Genomic DNA, 13,997 nt, shown 5'->3' on the forward strand with positions numbered 1-13,997 from the left:
AGGATACTGACATGCCAAGACATCAATTTGTGAAAGCAATTACTTGCATTTTGCTTGTGGCAGGGACGCTGGCCGGGTGTGTACCCAAACCCCAGCCCACGCCCATTCCCCTGCCCCCCACAGCGCCCGTTGTCTTGCACACTCAACCGGAGCGCGGCCAAGAGCATGGCCTGACTGATCCCATTGTCATCACCTTCGACCAGCCAATGGACCAAGCAGCCACAGAGGCAGCATTCACCATCGAGCCGAAGGTGGAAGGGACATTTTCGTGGGACGGCACGAACCTGCGCTTCACGCCGTCCGTGCCACTCCAGCGAGGCGCGACCTACACTGTTACTATAGCCGAGAGTGCCCGCAGTGCAAAGGGTATGGCGCTGGCCTTGCCCGTTGAACTGCGGTTCAAGACAGTCGGCTACCTGGAGGTAGCCAGTGTTCAGCCTGCGCCCGACACCACCGACATCGCCACCGACGTTACGATTGCAGTTATTTTCAATCGTCCCGTCGTGCCGCTCAGTGCCATCAGCGAGCAAGCTGGATTGCCCAGTCCGCTCTCCATCTCGCCGGAAGTGCAAGGCAAGGGCGAGTGGCTGAACACCGCCGCATACATTTTCAGGCCCGAAGTGGAACTCCTGCCCGCGACCACATACACCGTCACTGTCCCTGCTGGACTGAAGGACACCACCGGTGGCGTGCTGGCCGAGGATTATGTCTGGTCTTTCACCACTGTGTACCCGGTTGTGGTCAGGACCACCCCCAGTGACGGCGACATTTATGTCGGGCCCAGCCAGGTGATCAGTGTTACCTTCAATCAGCCAATGAACCATCGCTCGGCAGAGGAGCATTTCAGCCTGCAAGCGGCCGAAGGTGGGCTACCTCAGATTCAGGGCACGTTCACCTGGGATGGGAACACCATGGCTTTCACGCCAGGCACGCCCCTGCGCATGGGGACGCGTTATCGCGGGCGCGTGGCGGCGGGAGCATTGGCCGCGACAGGCAATGCTGGCACTCAACAAGTATACGAATGGACGTTTACCACCGCCGAATTGCCCCGCATCATAACCACTTATCCGAAGAATGGGACGAAGGACGCTGAACCTTACACTAACCTGGAGGTCACTTTCTCCAGCCCAATGGACCGCGATACCTTGCTGGATAATCTGACCATCTTCCCCACAGCCACGCAGGTCTACAGTTACTGGTGGGATTCCGACACCCAACTCTCGCTCTCTTTCGGTGCACAGCCGTCCACCAGTTACACGATCAGCATCGGCAAGGGGATGAAGGGTCGCTACGGGCACAACCTGGACAAGGACTACACCATTCGCTTCACCACCCGCGAGTTATATCCTTCTGCCTACCTGATGGGTCCCGACCGCATTGGCACGTTCAACGCCTACACTACCACCGTCGTCTATGCCAGTTATGTCAATGTTACGGAATTAAACCTGTCCCTTTACCGGCTCAATCGCGCCACCTTCGTGGCCCTCACCGGCCAGGATTGGTGGGAGAGATGGGACACTTTCAAACCTTACAGTGGTAACCTGGTGCGCCAGTGGACAGAGGAAGTAGAGGCCCCGCTAAATGTAACGGCGCTGGCCCCCATTACCCTGACGGGTGCCAATGGCGAGGCGCTCGAACCAGGCTTCTACTATCTGGAACTGCGCTGGCCGAGCCGTGAAACAGAGGTCTCGCGGCAATTGCTCGTCATCTCGCGGGCAAACGTGACCCTCAAGGCCACCCAAACCGAAGCGTTAGTGTGGGTAACGGACCTCAAAACAGGCCAACCCATCGCCAATACGGATGTGACTGTCCTAGGGCCCACTGGCGATATGTTGTCCTCAGGGCGTACCGATGGGGAGGGCATCTTTAGCACCAGTATCCCCAAGACCGATCCGTGGGCCACTATCTTCGCCTTTGCCGGCGGGGAAGAAGACCTGGGCGTGGCCCTTAGCGATTGGTCGAACGGCATTTCGCCTTGGGATTTCGACCTGAACAGTGAACCATACCAGGAGCCCTACACTGTTTATTTCTACACGGACCGGCCCATTTACCGGCCAGGTCAGACCGTTTACTTCAAGGCCGTTGTGCGTGCTGACGACGACGCCCGCTACAGTCTGCCGGATCTCAAAGAACTGCGGGTCACCATCACGGACGGGCAAGGTAAGACGCTCTACGACCAGTCCTTGCCGCTGAACGACATGGGCACTCTAAATGGCGAGTTGGCACTAAGCGAAGATGCCTCGTTAGGTTACTACTACATCAATGCCCAAATCGGCGAGCAGTACTTCGGCACAGGCTTCCAGGTAGCCGAGTATCGGAAGCCCGAGTTCGAGGTCCAGGTCAGCACAGATAAAGATAACTACATCCAGGGTGACACCATCCATGCTACCGTAGAAGCCAGTTACTACTTCGGTGGGCCGGTAGCCGAGGCCCAGGTACACTGGCGACTGATGCGTGAGACCTTTTTCTTCTCCTACCCCGGTAAAGGATGGTGGGACTTCACCGACTACGAGTACTTCGAGCCCCGTCGCTACACCGCATTCGGCGAGTTCGTCAGCGAAGGCTACGGCAAACTGGACAGCGCCGGTCGCCTCACCTTCTCCATACCCGCCGACATCGCTGACCGCAAGAACAGCCAGGTCTTCACCATTGAGGCCGAGGTCACCGACGTGAATAATCAGTCGGTGAGCGGGCGGACAGCGGCTGTTGTACACAAGGGGTTGTATTACATTGGCCTGCAACCAGAAAGTTACGTCAGCCGGGTGGGCAAAGAGGCGGCAGTGAAGATCATCACAGTGGACGCCGAGGGCATCACCGTCACAAATAAGGCCCTCACCGTTGTCTTCATGGAGCACCGCTGGTACAGCGTCCAGGAGCGAGGCGACGATGGTCGTTTCTACTGGACAAGCAAGGTCGAGGATACACCTGTCTATACCACCACTATCACCACCGATGCGGCGGGCACCGCCCGCGCTGCCTTCATACCCGAAAAGGGTGGCACATACAAAGTACTGGCCACTGGTAAAGACGAGCGAGGCAACACGATCCAGAGTGCTACTTACTTGTGGGTGTCCTCCTACGAATTCGTCAGTTGGCGACGCGAGAACACCGACCGCATAGACTTGATCGCCGACAAGAAAGAATACGCTCTCGGTGACACTGCGCAGATCTTGGTGCCATCGTCCTACGTTGGCCCGGTGAAAGCGCTACTCACCATTGAGCGGGGACACATCATCGAGCATCGTGTTCTCACCCTGGAGACTAACAGTGACTTGCTCTCCATCCCCATCAAGCCCGAGCACGCACCGAATATCTATGTCTCCGTGGTCATTGTCAAAGGCCACGATGCGAGCAACCCGCTCGCTTCCTACAAGGTTGGCTATATCAAACTGCCGGTTTCCACCATCGAGCGGCAAGTCACCGTCACCATCACGCCGGACAAAAGCACTCACTACAGCCCCGGCGAGAAGGTAACGTATAGCATCCAGGCAACAGACTACACCGGTAAGCCTGTACAGGCGGAATTGTCCTTGCACCTGGTGGACCTCTCGGTGCTTGCACTCACCGGTGGCGAGACGCGCACCAAGATCGTGGATCACTTCTACCATGAGCGTGGCGTGGGCGTCCGCACGGCAGCGACATTGGCCATTTCGGTGGATCACTTCAATGAGCGCATTGCGCCGGAAGCCAAAGGAGGTGGCGGCGGTGAACGAGCCCTGGTACAAGGTCCGGTACGTCGTACTTTCCCCGACACAGCCTACTGGAACCCTGTTGTGCGCACGGATGCCCAAGGGAAGGCCCAGGTAACTGTGGAGTTGCCCGACAACTTGACCACATGGCGGTTGGGAAGCGTGGCGGTTACCGCCGACACGAAGGTAGGCGAGGCCACTCTGGACATCGTAAGCACCAAGGACTTGCTCATTCGGCCAGTTGCACCGCGCTTCTTCGTCATCGGCGACCAGGCCCAACTGGGGGCGGTGATCCACAACAACACCAATAGCGACGTCACGGTGGATGTTAGCCTGAGTGCTGAGGGATTGAGCGTGGACGGCGGTAGCCAGCAAGTGCAGATACCTGCCCTGGGCAAGACGGCCGTCAATTGGCAGGTCAGTGTAAAGCCCACGGACAAGGCCGTGCTGCTCTGGAGCGCAAAGGCCGGCCATCTTACCGACGCCGTGGAGATCACCTTGCCCGTATATCACTTCAGTTCGCCGGAGGTCGTCGCCACTGCCGGACAGGTGGAGAGCGGCGAGACTCGCCTCGAGGTGGTGAGCCTGCCACCGCGCTACGATCCGACCATGGGCGAATTGACCGTACAGGTAGATCCTTCTCTGGCCGCATCTATGCGCGACGGGCTCAAGTATCTGGAGCAATACCCCTACGATTGCATCGAGCAGACAGTGAGCCGTTTCCTCCCCAACGTCGCCACCTATATGGCGGTGAAACAGTTGGGCCTGGACAGGCCCGACCTAGCCGCACGGACGGCGCAATATGTGGGTGTCGGCTTGCAGCGCATCTATGCCCTGCAACACTACGATGGAGGCTGGGGTTGGTGGCTTACAGATCGCAGCAACCCGTACATCTCGTCCTATGTGCTTTTCGGCTTGGTACAAGCCAAGAAAGCCGGGTTTGCAGTGGACGAAGAAGTGATCCGCCGGGCAATCGGCTATTTGCAAGGCGCACTCAAGGATCAGCAGGATGTGTTGGCCTACCACAACTATGACTCGCGCGCCTACATCCTTTACGTTTTGGCCGAGGCTGGCAGCCTTCAGGGCGGCCTGATCGGTTCGCTCTACGAGAAGCGCGATAGCCTGGGCTATTACGGCAAAGCATATCTGGCTATGGCCATCCAACTGCTTGATAAGACCGATAGCCGGACCCAGACATTGGTAAGTGACTTGACCAATGGAGCGATACTGAGCGCAACCGGCGCACACTGGGAAGAGGCGACCACAGACTACCGGACAATGAACACCAATACCCGCTCGACAGCCATCGTTCTGCAAGCCTTGGTGCGCCTGGTGCCAGATAATGCCCTGATTCCGAACGTCGTGCGCTGGCTGATGATGGCGCGCAAAGAAGGCCACTGGGAAAGCACCCAGGAAACAGCCACCGCCATCCTGGCACTCACGGAGTTTATGGTATCGACTGGCGAATTGAAGGCTGACTATAATTATAGGGTGCGGGTGAATGGCAAAGAACTGGGCCGTGACACGGTAACAGCCGCGAACGTAGACGAGACCCGCAAACTGCAGGTGGCAGTGGCCGATCTGTTGGCCGACCAAGCCAACAGGTTGGAAATAGAGCGACCTATACCCGCTGCTGGCCAGACGGGAGCGGGACGGCTGTACTACTCCGCCTATCTGCGCTATTACTTGCCCGTCGAGGAAGTGAAAGCGCTGAACCGCGGCATCATCGTCTCACGGCAATACGCGCTGTTGGATGACCCGAAGCAACCTATCGAGAGCGCGGCCGTAGGCGATGTCATCCAGGTGAAGTTGACCCTGATCGCACCACAAGATCTGCACTACCTGGTGCTCGAGGATCCGCTTCCTGCTGGTTGTGAGGCGCTGGACACCAGCCTGAAAACCACCAGCGCTGCTTACGAAGCGCCTGAACTACAGTCCGTGGATCGCTGGCGCTACTGGTGGTGGTTCTGGAACCACAGTGAATTGCGGGATGAGAAGGTGGCGCTCTTCGCCACGTACTTACCCAAGGGCACCTATGAGTACACGTATTTGATGCGGGCTAGCGTGTCCGGACAGTTCCTGGTGATGCCGACATATGCCTACGAGATGTATTTCCCAGAGGTATTCGGGCGCGGCGACGGGCTGAAATTCACCATCGCACGCTAGGCGTGCTTGTGAGGGGAGGATCGCCGTCTGGAGACGGCTCCCACCAGATGAGCAAGAAGCCCCGACCAAATAAGTCGGGGCTTCTTGTTGTGCCGGCTGGGATACCACGATCAGTTTCCTTTTCTCATGCTCCTGGGGGCAAAATGACCGGCGTTTCTGGTTTGCCGAAGTCAGGGACGTGCTTGAGGAAAACCGGAATGCTGGCCAGGAAACCCAAAGCCACCAGGTGCTCCGGCTGGCTCAATAAGAGGAGGGTTGGGCCGAGCACGAGGATCGCCAGCCCCATCGAGCGAGGGCGATGGCGCAGGGCAAGGTACAAGACCAGCCAGGCCAGAAATACCACAGGGATCACAAGCGGCTGTAAGAGCAGGAACAATCCGAACAGCAGTGAAAGTCCTATACCCCCGTAGAAGCCGATGAATGGCGACCAGTTGTGTCCAACGACGGCGGCTACACCGGCAATAGGGATTACCCACAGGTCGCCGGGGACAAGTAACCGACAGAAGGTGAGAGCAACCACACCCTTGCTCGCGTCCACTGCCGCGGTCAGAACCCCTAACGCCAGGCCGCCCATTCTACTTACGTTCAGGCCACCTGTGTGACCACTGCCCTTGAAACGCGGATCTGGCCGACCTGAGATTCGTGTGAGGACTACTCCCGTGGGAAACGCACCTATCAGGTAGCCGACGAATGCTGCCAGAACGTACGATAAGGGAGGTACCATTACTACCACTCTCCAACGACAACCCGCAATGCCTGCGGGATGATTTCCAGTTCCATACGCTTGGCATCGGTGGCACAGACTTCGCCGTCGGCATGGGCGCACATGCCCTGTGGTGCATCGGTGGTCAACACCACGCGCCGTGCTCTGGCCATCGTCACATTGGGCTGGGTGGTGTGCGTGCCCTTGATGAAATGGGGTATGAGGCGCAAGATATTGAATTGGCTTACCTCACGGGCTATGCACAGGTCGAATAAACCATCGTCCATTTGCGCTTCGGGGGTTACCAGAAAGCCACCTCCATAGCGCCGCCCGTTGGCGATGGAAATCATCAGTAGTTTGGCAGTGATAGTCTGCTCGTCGTATTGCATGGTAATAAGCGGGGCCTTGAAGTAGATGAATGTGGTTTGGAGCACAGCGACGAGATAAAGCGGCAGGCCGGTGAGGAAACGGATTTTCTGTGCCAGAATAGTAACCATGCCGTCGAAGCCAACGCCCACACCGTTGCCAAAGTAGCGCCCGTCCACCACGCCGACGTCTATCACCCGCGAGCGGCCCTGCGCGACGGCATCGCAAGCGGCCTCCAGGTCCAACGGTATGCCCGCTCCCCAGGCGAAATCGTTGCCCGAACCGATGGGGATGGCCGCCATCGTGCCCACTGTCTCGCCGGGGTGCCGACAGCGCATCATACCGTTGATGACTTCGTTTGAAGTGCCGTCACCGCCTACGGCCACAATGGTTTGGTAGCCGTTCTTCAGGCCCTCTTCTGCTAGATCCGCGGCGTGCATAGGTCGCTCCGTGTGGGCCACATCGAAATCTACACCCTTAGCGCGCAGCGTACTTTTGACCCGTTCTTCTCCACGCTCGCCATATCCACGCCCAGCGATGGGGTTGACGATGACCAATGTTTTTGCCATGCTCTCCTCCCTACAGTTTCCCATGCTGTCCTTTTACTAAAACACGATCCGAACTCAAGGGTGACGCAAAAAGAGCCTCGAGATTAAGCCCGAGGCCCTTTTCTGCTAACGTGCCGAAATACCGACGGACTTATCGGCTCTATTGCCCGACGCTTCGGGTGAACTCGATCAGTTCCTCTAGTTTGCGTGCCGCCGCGCCGGAATCCAGTGATTCCTCGGCCATCTTGACACCTTCGCGCAGGTGGCGCGCGCGTCCGCCAACTACCAACGCCGCCGAAGCGTTGAGCACCACGATGTCGCGTTGGGGCCCCTTCTGACCGGCCAAGACAGCGCGGGTGATGGCGACGTTTTCCTCTCTGCTCCCACCGGCAAGGTCCGTTAGCGAGGCCCTGGGCAACCCCAGTTCGGCAGCATCCAAGGCAAAAGTGGCCACAATGCCCTCTGGATCCAACCGGCTGACTTTGTTCACGCCGGTAGTGGACAGTTCGTCCAGGCCATCCACGCCGTACACTACGTAAGCCGAGCGCACGCCCAGGTTGCGCATGGTATAGGCCAGTTGCTCGGTCAGCCCGCCAGCGTATACACCCACAAACTGTGCCTCGGCCGATGCCGGGTTGACCAACGGCTCCAGCACGTCGAGGATAACGTGAAAGCCGATCTCGACTGCAGGTTGGAGGGCGTTTTCCAAGCCCGCCTGCAAGCGGGGGGCGAAGAGGAAGCCGATGCCCACCTGGTCAATGCAATCGGCCATCTGCTGGGGCGTGAGTTCCAGGTTGACGCCCATAGCCTCGAGTAAGTCGGCGCTACCGCAGCGACCGTGAGCGGAGCGGTTGCCGTGTTTGGCAACCGCGAGACCGGCACCCGCCGTCACCAGCGAAGCCAGGGTGGAGATATTGAACGTCCGCGGTCGGTTACGGCCGATACCACAAATGTCTACCAGGTCACGCCGCTTGGGTCGCACAGGGGTTACGCCGCGGCGCAGCGCCAGGGCACAGCCAGTCAACTCGTCCACCGTCTCGCCCTTCATGCGCAAGGCGGTCAGAAAGGCTGCCACTTGAGCCGGCGTGGCCGCACCGGCAATGATCTCACCCATCGCTGTCTCTGCTTCAGATACACTTAGCGATTCGCTCTCTATCAGTTTTGCCAGTGCATCTTTGATTGTGGTCATGAGCACACCCCTTGGCTTTCTATTATACCATGAGAGATTGTAAAACAAAGCGGGGCCGATGTCAAAAATTCCTCTTGGATGCCTCGTCCACACTTGTCCAAGGCAACCTGCTGCGGTATAATCTGAGCCGCCAGCGATAAAACAGCGCGGCGATGGAGGAATAATCCATGGGAACAATCTCCAGATTGCGACGAGCGCATCGCCGTCTGGAGACGGCTCCCACCTGAGAGTAGGGACGGAGGGAGAACGCGAACCCCGAAGCACGAGGGAAAACAGCACTGGCCGCATTCATCGTAGTACTGGCAGCGATGGCTACCCTGGGCGCTGCGCCCGCCTCGGCTGGCCAGTCGTGGGAGCAATCTCCAGATTGCGACCAGAGTATCGCCGTCTGGCGACGGCTCCCACTTGAGAGCAGGGACGGAGGGAGAACATGAACCCTGAAGCACGAGGGAAAACAGCCCTGGCCGCATTCATCGTGGTACTGGCAGTGATGGCTGCCCTGAGCGCTGCGCCCGCTTATGCTGGCCAGTCGTGGGAGCAATCTCCAGATTGCGACGAGCGCATCGCCGTCTGGAGACGGCTCCCACTTGTGAATACCCGCCACCGAATGGAATTCGGTGGCTACACCCGGGATGCAGGGACGACCGGCCGGTCGCCCCTATTGGAAATCGCATTTCCGGGCGCGGCCGGTAGCGAGATCCCGACCCACGCGGGTCGCCGGTGGATGAATCCACCGGCTGGTCTTGTCAAGTCCCGCTGGGACTGGGCCACGATGGGCCGCCAAACCCATTCACAGGCGTCCCCGCCCACCCAGATTGCCCCGACCGGATACATCTCTTACACCATCCGCCCCGAAGACATCGTTTCCCAAGAAAAAATCTTAGCCAATCCCTACTATCGGGAAAAAATAAACTCCACCTACTGGCTTCCGCCTTTTCGCGACAACGAGCGCCAAAAAGTAATGGATGAGTGTATCTTCCGAGCCACTGTCTTTGGGATTATGGCCAAGAATAATCCCGAGATTGCCGCCATTACCGATCCTTATCAGCAGGCGTTAAAAATCCTTGAGGTGGCAGCGGTTGATCCCAATTTGGCCTCCATGATGCCCCACTTTAGAGGAGCAACAGGAATGAGCGTGGAGGAGGCTAGTCAGTGGCGGCAAAGAGTAGTCAATTGGTTGAAGGAAAATCAAACAAAGAATCCGGCCTCTTTCCGAGGCTGGGTGAACTGGCTTTTGGAAGGGGCAAAAGTCAGGCCCGGGGTGGTCATCCAAGTTCCCACCCCCACCCCCCAACGGCCACCAGCGACACCGGAACTTTTGGCGCCCAAAGTTGATTGGCTAAAGCCGGTGAGGGAAGGGGACAAAATTGTTTACCGCGCCGAGACGGGCAACCCCTATGGCCTGGAAGCCGGCGCTTATGCTGGCGAGACAATAACCTATAATTCCCAAAAAGAGATCGGCGTGGTTTTGGTTGCCGAAGTGGTTAAGGCTTTGATGGAGAAGGCAAATACTCCCGGATCAATCGCCAGGGGAGAGTACAAAGTTCCTCTTCCGCTCGATCCAAGAGGAGAAAAAACCCTGCAAATCGAGGAATTTGTGTGGTTTTGCAAGTATTATCAGCAAACATGGAAGCTTTTAGTAATAAAGGGGATTTCATCAAATGCTGTTTTTGTTTCTCCTCTTCCTGGAAAAGTGATGGTTATAGCAGCAGGCTCGCCTTGGTTTGGTCCGGCAATTGTTTTAGAGCTACCCCAGGAACGGATGTGGGGACAAGAGGGTCAGCTTAATGTAATTTATCCAAAAGGAAGTCAGGCCCGAGCGCATGGAGAGATGGTTCAGATGGGCAACCCTATTGTTTGGGGAATAGAAGGAAAACTTACTAAGCCTGATGCCCCTCCTGGAAGCCAGGCAATTATTAGTCTACCCAAACCCGCTGCTGAGTTTGCTGGTTTTGACACCCCAAATCATATTTTAAAAATTGATGAGGACGCAGTGGTCTTTCTTGTCCGAAGTGGTTCTTGACAAATTAGGTCCTTCCTTTGTATCATAAACTTAATGCTGCCCAGTAGTAAATCACAACTTTTCTTTCTTTCCTTCCTCATTGTTCTAATTGTTGGTTTACTTGGTTTCAACTTGGTCATGTCGCGCTATGGTGCCTTTTGGCAAAAGAAGGAGCCACTTGGTCAGGTCCCCCCCTCGGCTCAACCAACCCCCGCTTCTTTCCAACCGCCTTTGTTTAGTCCGCCGGTTGAAAAAGAGCATCTTGGGCAGGTCAAAATTACCCAGTTAGATTTAGGCCAGAATGACTTAGGGTTTTCCCTGCCCGAGGGAGCACCATTTTATGCCGGCTTTGAGGGAATTGTAGAAGTGGTAGGGGAGCCACCCCAACAGATTATTGCCTTAAATTCTCTGGACGGAAAAAGAAGACTCCATTATCTTTTTTCCGGAGTCGCGCTGGTTGTTAACGGATCAAAAGTGACCGAGGGTGAGGTTTTAGGCAGGGTCAGCAAAGAGCCATTGCCCACAAGGGAGATTAATCTTATTGTTTCCTATTTTCAAAATGGAGAAAAAGTAAGTTTGAGCCAGGAGATTATTGAGGCCCTGGAATAAAATGACTAAGAAGACATTGTTTGTTATTTTCATTCTTTTTTGTGCCTTATTTTTGTTTCCGAAGGACGTGGTTGAGGCGGCATATCTTTACGAGGATCCATGTGATTCTACAACCTGTCCTCCACCTCCCTCTAAAGATACCTATTGCTGCGATACTGGTTCAAGTTGTTCTCCCAATTTGGGCGGAAACTGTAATAATGTCCAGCCCTGGACCTATTGTTATAATCCAACATGTAAAATGATAACAGGAACGTGTCAGTGGGATTGGTATTATTACACCTGTGGGGCTTACGATACTTGTATTTCTTCTGATGGGCCTTATCTGCGGGCGGGTCGGTGTGGGCAAGGTACTGCCTGCGATACAACTGGCTGTCTATACGGTGGTATCTATAAGACCTGCTGCGCAGTTGACAGTAAAGGAAATTTAACCGGACAGTTAGGGGGAACTTGCTCTGGCGGCTGTCGTACCGGAACTTGTCCTTCAGGCTCAACGGCTGTTCAATGCGGTTTTGACAACAAGCCCGCCTGTGGGGTTTCTGCGTGCCAGGCGGGTGCGCCGACTTCCACCCCGCCGCCTGGGCCGACGCCGACGCCGACGCCAACACCCCAGCCGCCAGCACCTAGTTGGATCTGGGTTAATGTCCGGGGGGATGAGGTTATCAAGGGTTCTTCGGTTTCTATTGATGTTTGTCAAAAACCGGCCCAATGTTGGAATAAAGCCTGTTACTATGACTCGATTGAAGTTCGAAATGCCGCCAAGGGTTATCTTTCTCCTTATGGGAAGAAGATGTGTACTACAACTGGTTGGCAGAGCGGCGCTCACTGCCATGATTGTACTAATTATCCTGGTGATAAGACTAATACCGGATATCAAAAAACCTGCACTTGGAACACCACCAACTTTCCGGCCGGCTACTATAATGCCCGGGTCTATTATGGCGGGCATGGGCCGGGGACTTGTGAGGATGGGGCGAGGGAAGCCTTTGATCCGGTGATTCTTTGTGAACAAGGCACTTTTTACACAAACCCAAAATGCGGTTGGTCGGGTAACAATTGGTGTGCTTTGCCAAATGGTTTAACTCCGCGCGATTGTAATACTGGTTGGGTTAGTGGACCGACTATTCCGGTTTGGTGTCCCTCTTTTGCTTATTTCACCAACACTGGAAAATATTGTCCGGAAAATGCCGATAAACTTAAGAAATTTGAGGGTAAGGTTAGCCAGTGTATAGTGGATGATGGTTGTAATCCTCCAAGGTGCAGTAACTTGAGTCTTTCTCCAAACCCGGTGGAACCAGGAAAATCAGTAACAGTGACATTTAATACCAGCAATGTCCAAGAGTCCTGGTTGCATCTTTTTCAGGGAACGACCCAAGTAGCCCAGTATAAAATCTCCAGCGGACAGTCATTTCCTGCCCCCTCGACTACCGGCACCTATAGCGTTAAACTCAATGCCTATTCTACTGGTTGTCAAGGGCTTTGTGGCTGGGATGGAAATTGGTATAAGGCTAACGACAAAACTTGCCCTTCAGGCTGGGTGACTAATCTTGGCTCTGGTTGTGGGGGATGCCAGGCGACTTTGACAGTTACAACTATCACGCCGACGGTAACTCCAACCCCGACGGTGACACCCGTACCTGGCTGTCCGGTAACAGATGGCAATCCTTCGGCTGACGAATCTCCTACAGGAGTAACCGCTATCCGGGCTGGGTCAAATATCAATATCTCCTGGGTTGATAATGCCATTGGGGAAACCAGATTTAGGATCGAATATCAGGTTGATGGAGGAAACTGGCGGTTTTTAACTACAGTTGGGGCCAATACTACCAGCACTGTTCATACTAGTGTCGGCTCTTCATCTTCCTATCGTTATCGAGTTCGGGCCGAAGACCCAACCTTTTCCGCAAACTGCTACACCAACTGGGGCTATAGCAATGTTGTTCCTGGAGTGACTCCTACTCCTACCCCCACTCCCACCGGGGTTCCTTCTTGTAACATTTCTTTATCTCCGGCTGATTTGACTTTGGATCAGGGCGAAAGCGGGCCTCAGGTGGCCAGTGTTACTACTAGTCCGGCGGGGACAACTGTTAACCGGGTTCGCTTTTTGTCCTTGGACCAGAGGATTGCTTGTGTTTATCCGGTTGACAGCTGTGTTTCTTCGGTTGATGATTCTTCTTCGCCTTATTCAACCACTATCAGAGGAGTTTCCCCAGGCTCAACCCAAATCGTTGGTTATGCTTATTTAAATCCCGATGCGTTTTGGGCGTCGGTGGCGGGAAATCTCAATTGTGTTGGACGAAGGGCAGGTATACCCAGTAACTCACTGCGGGCTGATCCGTGAGCGCAGCCAGTTCCGCGATGGTGGCCACCACAGTGCGGGTGAATTCGGTGGCGAAAGATGTATCCAGGTACGCCAGCACATCGCGGGTGGTGTGGTAATGGGGGTTGAAGTCATTCAGGTCTTCGATGAGTAAAAGGGCAGGGTAGCCCTCATACCAGAAGGGGGCGTGGTCGCTGTTTGGAATTGCTCCGGCTGTGATTTTCTCGGGCGTGAGGGCAATGTCATAGCGTGATATGGCGCTGATCACCGCATCGCCGAGAGCGCTCGATTCCAGAACCAAATCCCCGCAGTGGATATCGGCGGCACGGTCACCGTCGCTGTCCCAGGCCACCATATCCAGATTGATCACGCCCAGGATGTGGTCGCCACGCCCAGCGGCCTCGGAGG

General features: G+C 55.7%; 8 protein-coding genes. 4 read left to right on the plus strand and 4 right to left on the minus strand.

Annotated elements, in window-relative coordinates:
* Window positions 1-11: 11 nt before the first annotated feature.
* Complete coding sequence (locus H5T64_11680; GenBank protein ID MBC7264998.1) at window positions 12-5,855, plus strand: Ig-like domain-containing protein; 5,844 nt, start codon at window positions 12-14, stop codon at window positions 5,853-5,855.
* A 124-nt stretch (window positions 5,856-5,979) separates the two neighbouring features.
* Here H5T64_11680 and H5T64_11685 read toward each other — a convergent pair whose 3' ends face one another.
* From H5T64_11685 to trpD, 3 genes are all read right to left on the minus strand, one after another.
* Complete coding sequence (locus H5T64_11685; protein ID MBC7264999.1) at window positions 5,980-6,579, minus strand: glycerol-3-phosphate acyltransferase; 600 nt, start codon at window positions 6,577-6,579, stop codon at window positions 5,980-5,982.
* 2 nt (window positions 6,580-6,581) lie between these two features.
* Window positions 6,582-7,493 (minus strand): diacylglycerol kinase family lipid kinase, encoded by a 912-nt coding sequence (locus H5T64_11690; GenBank protein ID MBC7265000.1) that lies wholly within the window; start codon window positions 7,491-7,493, stop codon window positions 6,582-6,584.
* A gap of 139 nt (window positions 7,494-7,632) precedes the next feature.
* A complete protein-coding gene (gene trpD, locus H5T64_11695) occupies window positions 7,633-8,661 on the minus strand; it encodes an anthranilate phosphoribosyltransferase (GenBank protein ID MBC7265001.1) in 1,029 nt (342 codons plus the stop codon).
* Between the two features lie 430 nt (window positions 8,662-9,091).
* Between trpD and H5T64_11700 the strand changes: the two genes are divergently transcribed.
* Genes H5T64_11700 through H5T64_11710 form a run of 3 tightly spaced genes read left to right on the plus strand, consistent with a single transcriptional unit; the run spans window position 9,092 to window position 13,610 of the window.
* Entirely contained in the window at window positions 9,092-10,684 is a 1,593-nt protein-coding gene (locus H5T64_11700; GenBank protein MBC7265002.1) for a hypothetical protein, read from the plus strand.
* A gap of 33 nt (window positions 10,685-10,717) precedes the next feature.
* On the plus strand, window positions 10,718-11,272 hold the full coding sequence (locus H5T64_11705; GenBank protein MBC7265003.1) for a hypothetical protein: 555 nt from the start codon (window positions 10,718-10,720) through the stop codon (window positions 11,270-11,272).
* Between the two features lies 1 nt (window position 11,273).
* Window positions 11,274-13,610 (plus strand): fibronectin type III domain-containing protein, encoded by a 2,337-nt coding sequence (locus tag H5T64_11710; protein ID MBC7265004.1) that lies wholly within the window; start codon window positions 11,274-11,276, stop codon window positions 13,608-13,610.
* On the opposite strand, the gene H5T64_11715 is transcribed toward H5T64_11710, so the two are convergent.
* Window positions 13,552-13,997 (minus strand): M28 family peptidase (locus H5T64_11715; GenBank protein MBC7265005.1); only part of this gene is annotated, 446 nt, incomplete at its 5' end. The two genes, H5T64_11710 and H5T64_11715, sit on opposite strands and share 59 nt — an antisense overlap.

This window comes from Chloroflexota bacterium (assembly GCA_014360825.1).
Classification (GTDB): domain Bacteria; phylum Chloroflexota; class Anaerolineae; order UBA2200; family JACIWT01; genus JACIWT01.

Coding starts and splice junctions, on each gene's coding strand:
- H5T64_11700 (MBC7265002.1), top strand. CDS start 9,092: ATGAACCCTGAAGCACGAGGGAAAACAGCCCTGGCCGCATTCATCGTG.
- H5T64_11685 (MBC7264999.1), bottom strand. CDS start 6,579: ATGGTACCTCCCTTATCGTACGTTCTGGCAGCATTCGTCGGCTACCTG.
- H5T64_11680 (MBC7264998.1), top strand. CDS start 12: ATGCCAAGACATCAATTTGTGAAAGCAATTACTTGCATTTTGCTTGTG.
- trpD (MBC7265001.1), bottom strand. CDS start 8,661: ATGACCACAATCAAAGATGCACTGGCAAAACTGATAGAGAGCGAATCG.
- H5T64_11705 (MBC7265003.1), top strand. CDS start 10,718: ATGCTGCCCAGTAGTAAATCACAACTTTTCTTTCTTTCCTTCCTCATT.
- H5T64_11690 (MBC7265000.1), bottom strand. CDS start 7,493: ATGGCAAAAACATTGGTCATCGTCAACCCCATCGCTGGGCGTGGATAT.
- H5T64_11710 (MBC7265004.1), top strand. CDS start 11,274: ATGACTAAGAAGACATTGTTTGTTATTTTCATTCTTTTTTGTGCCTTA.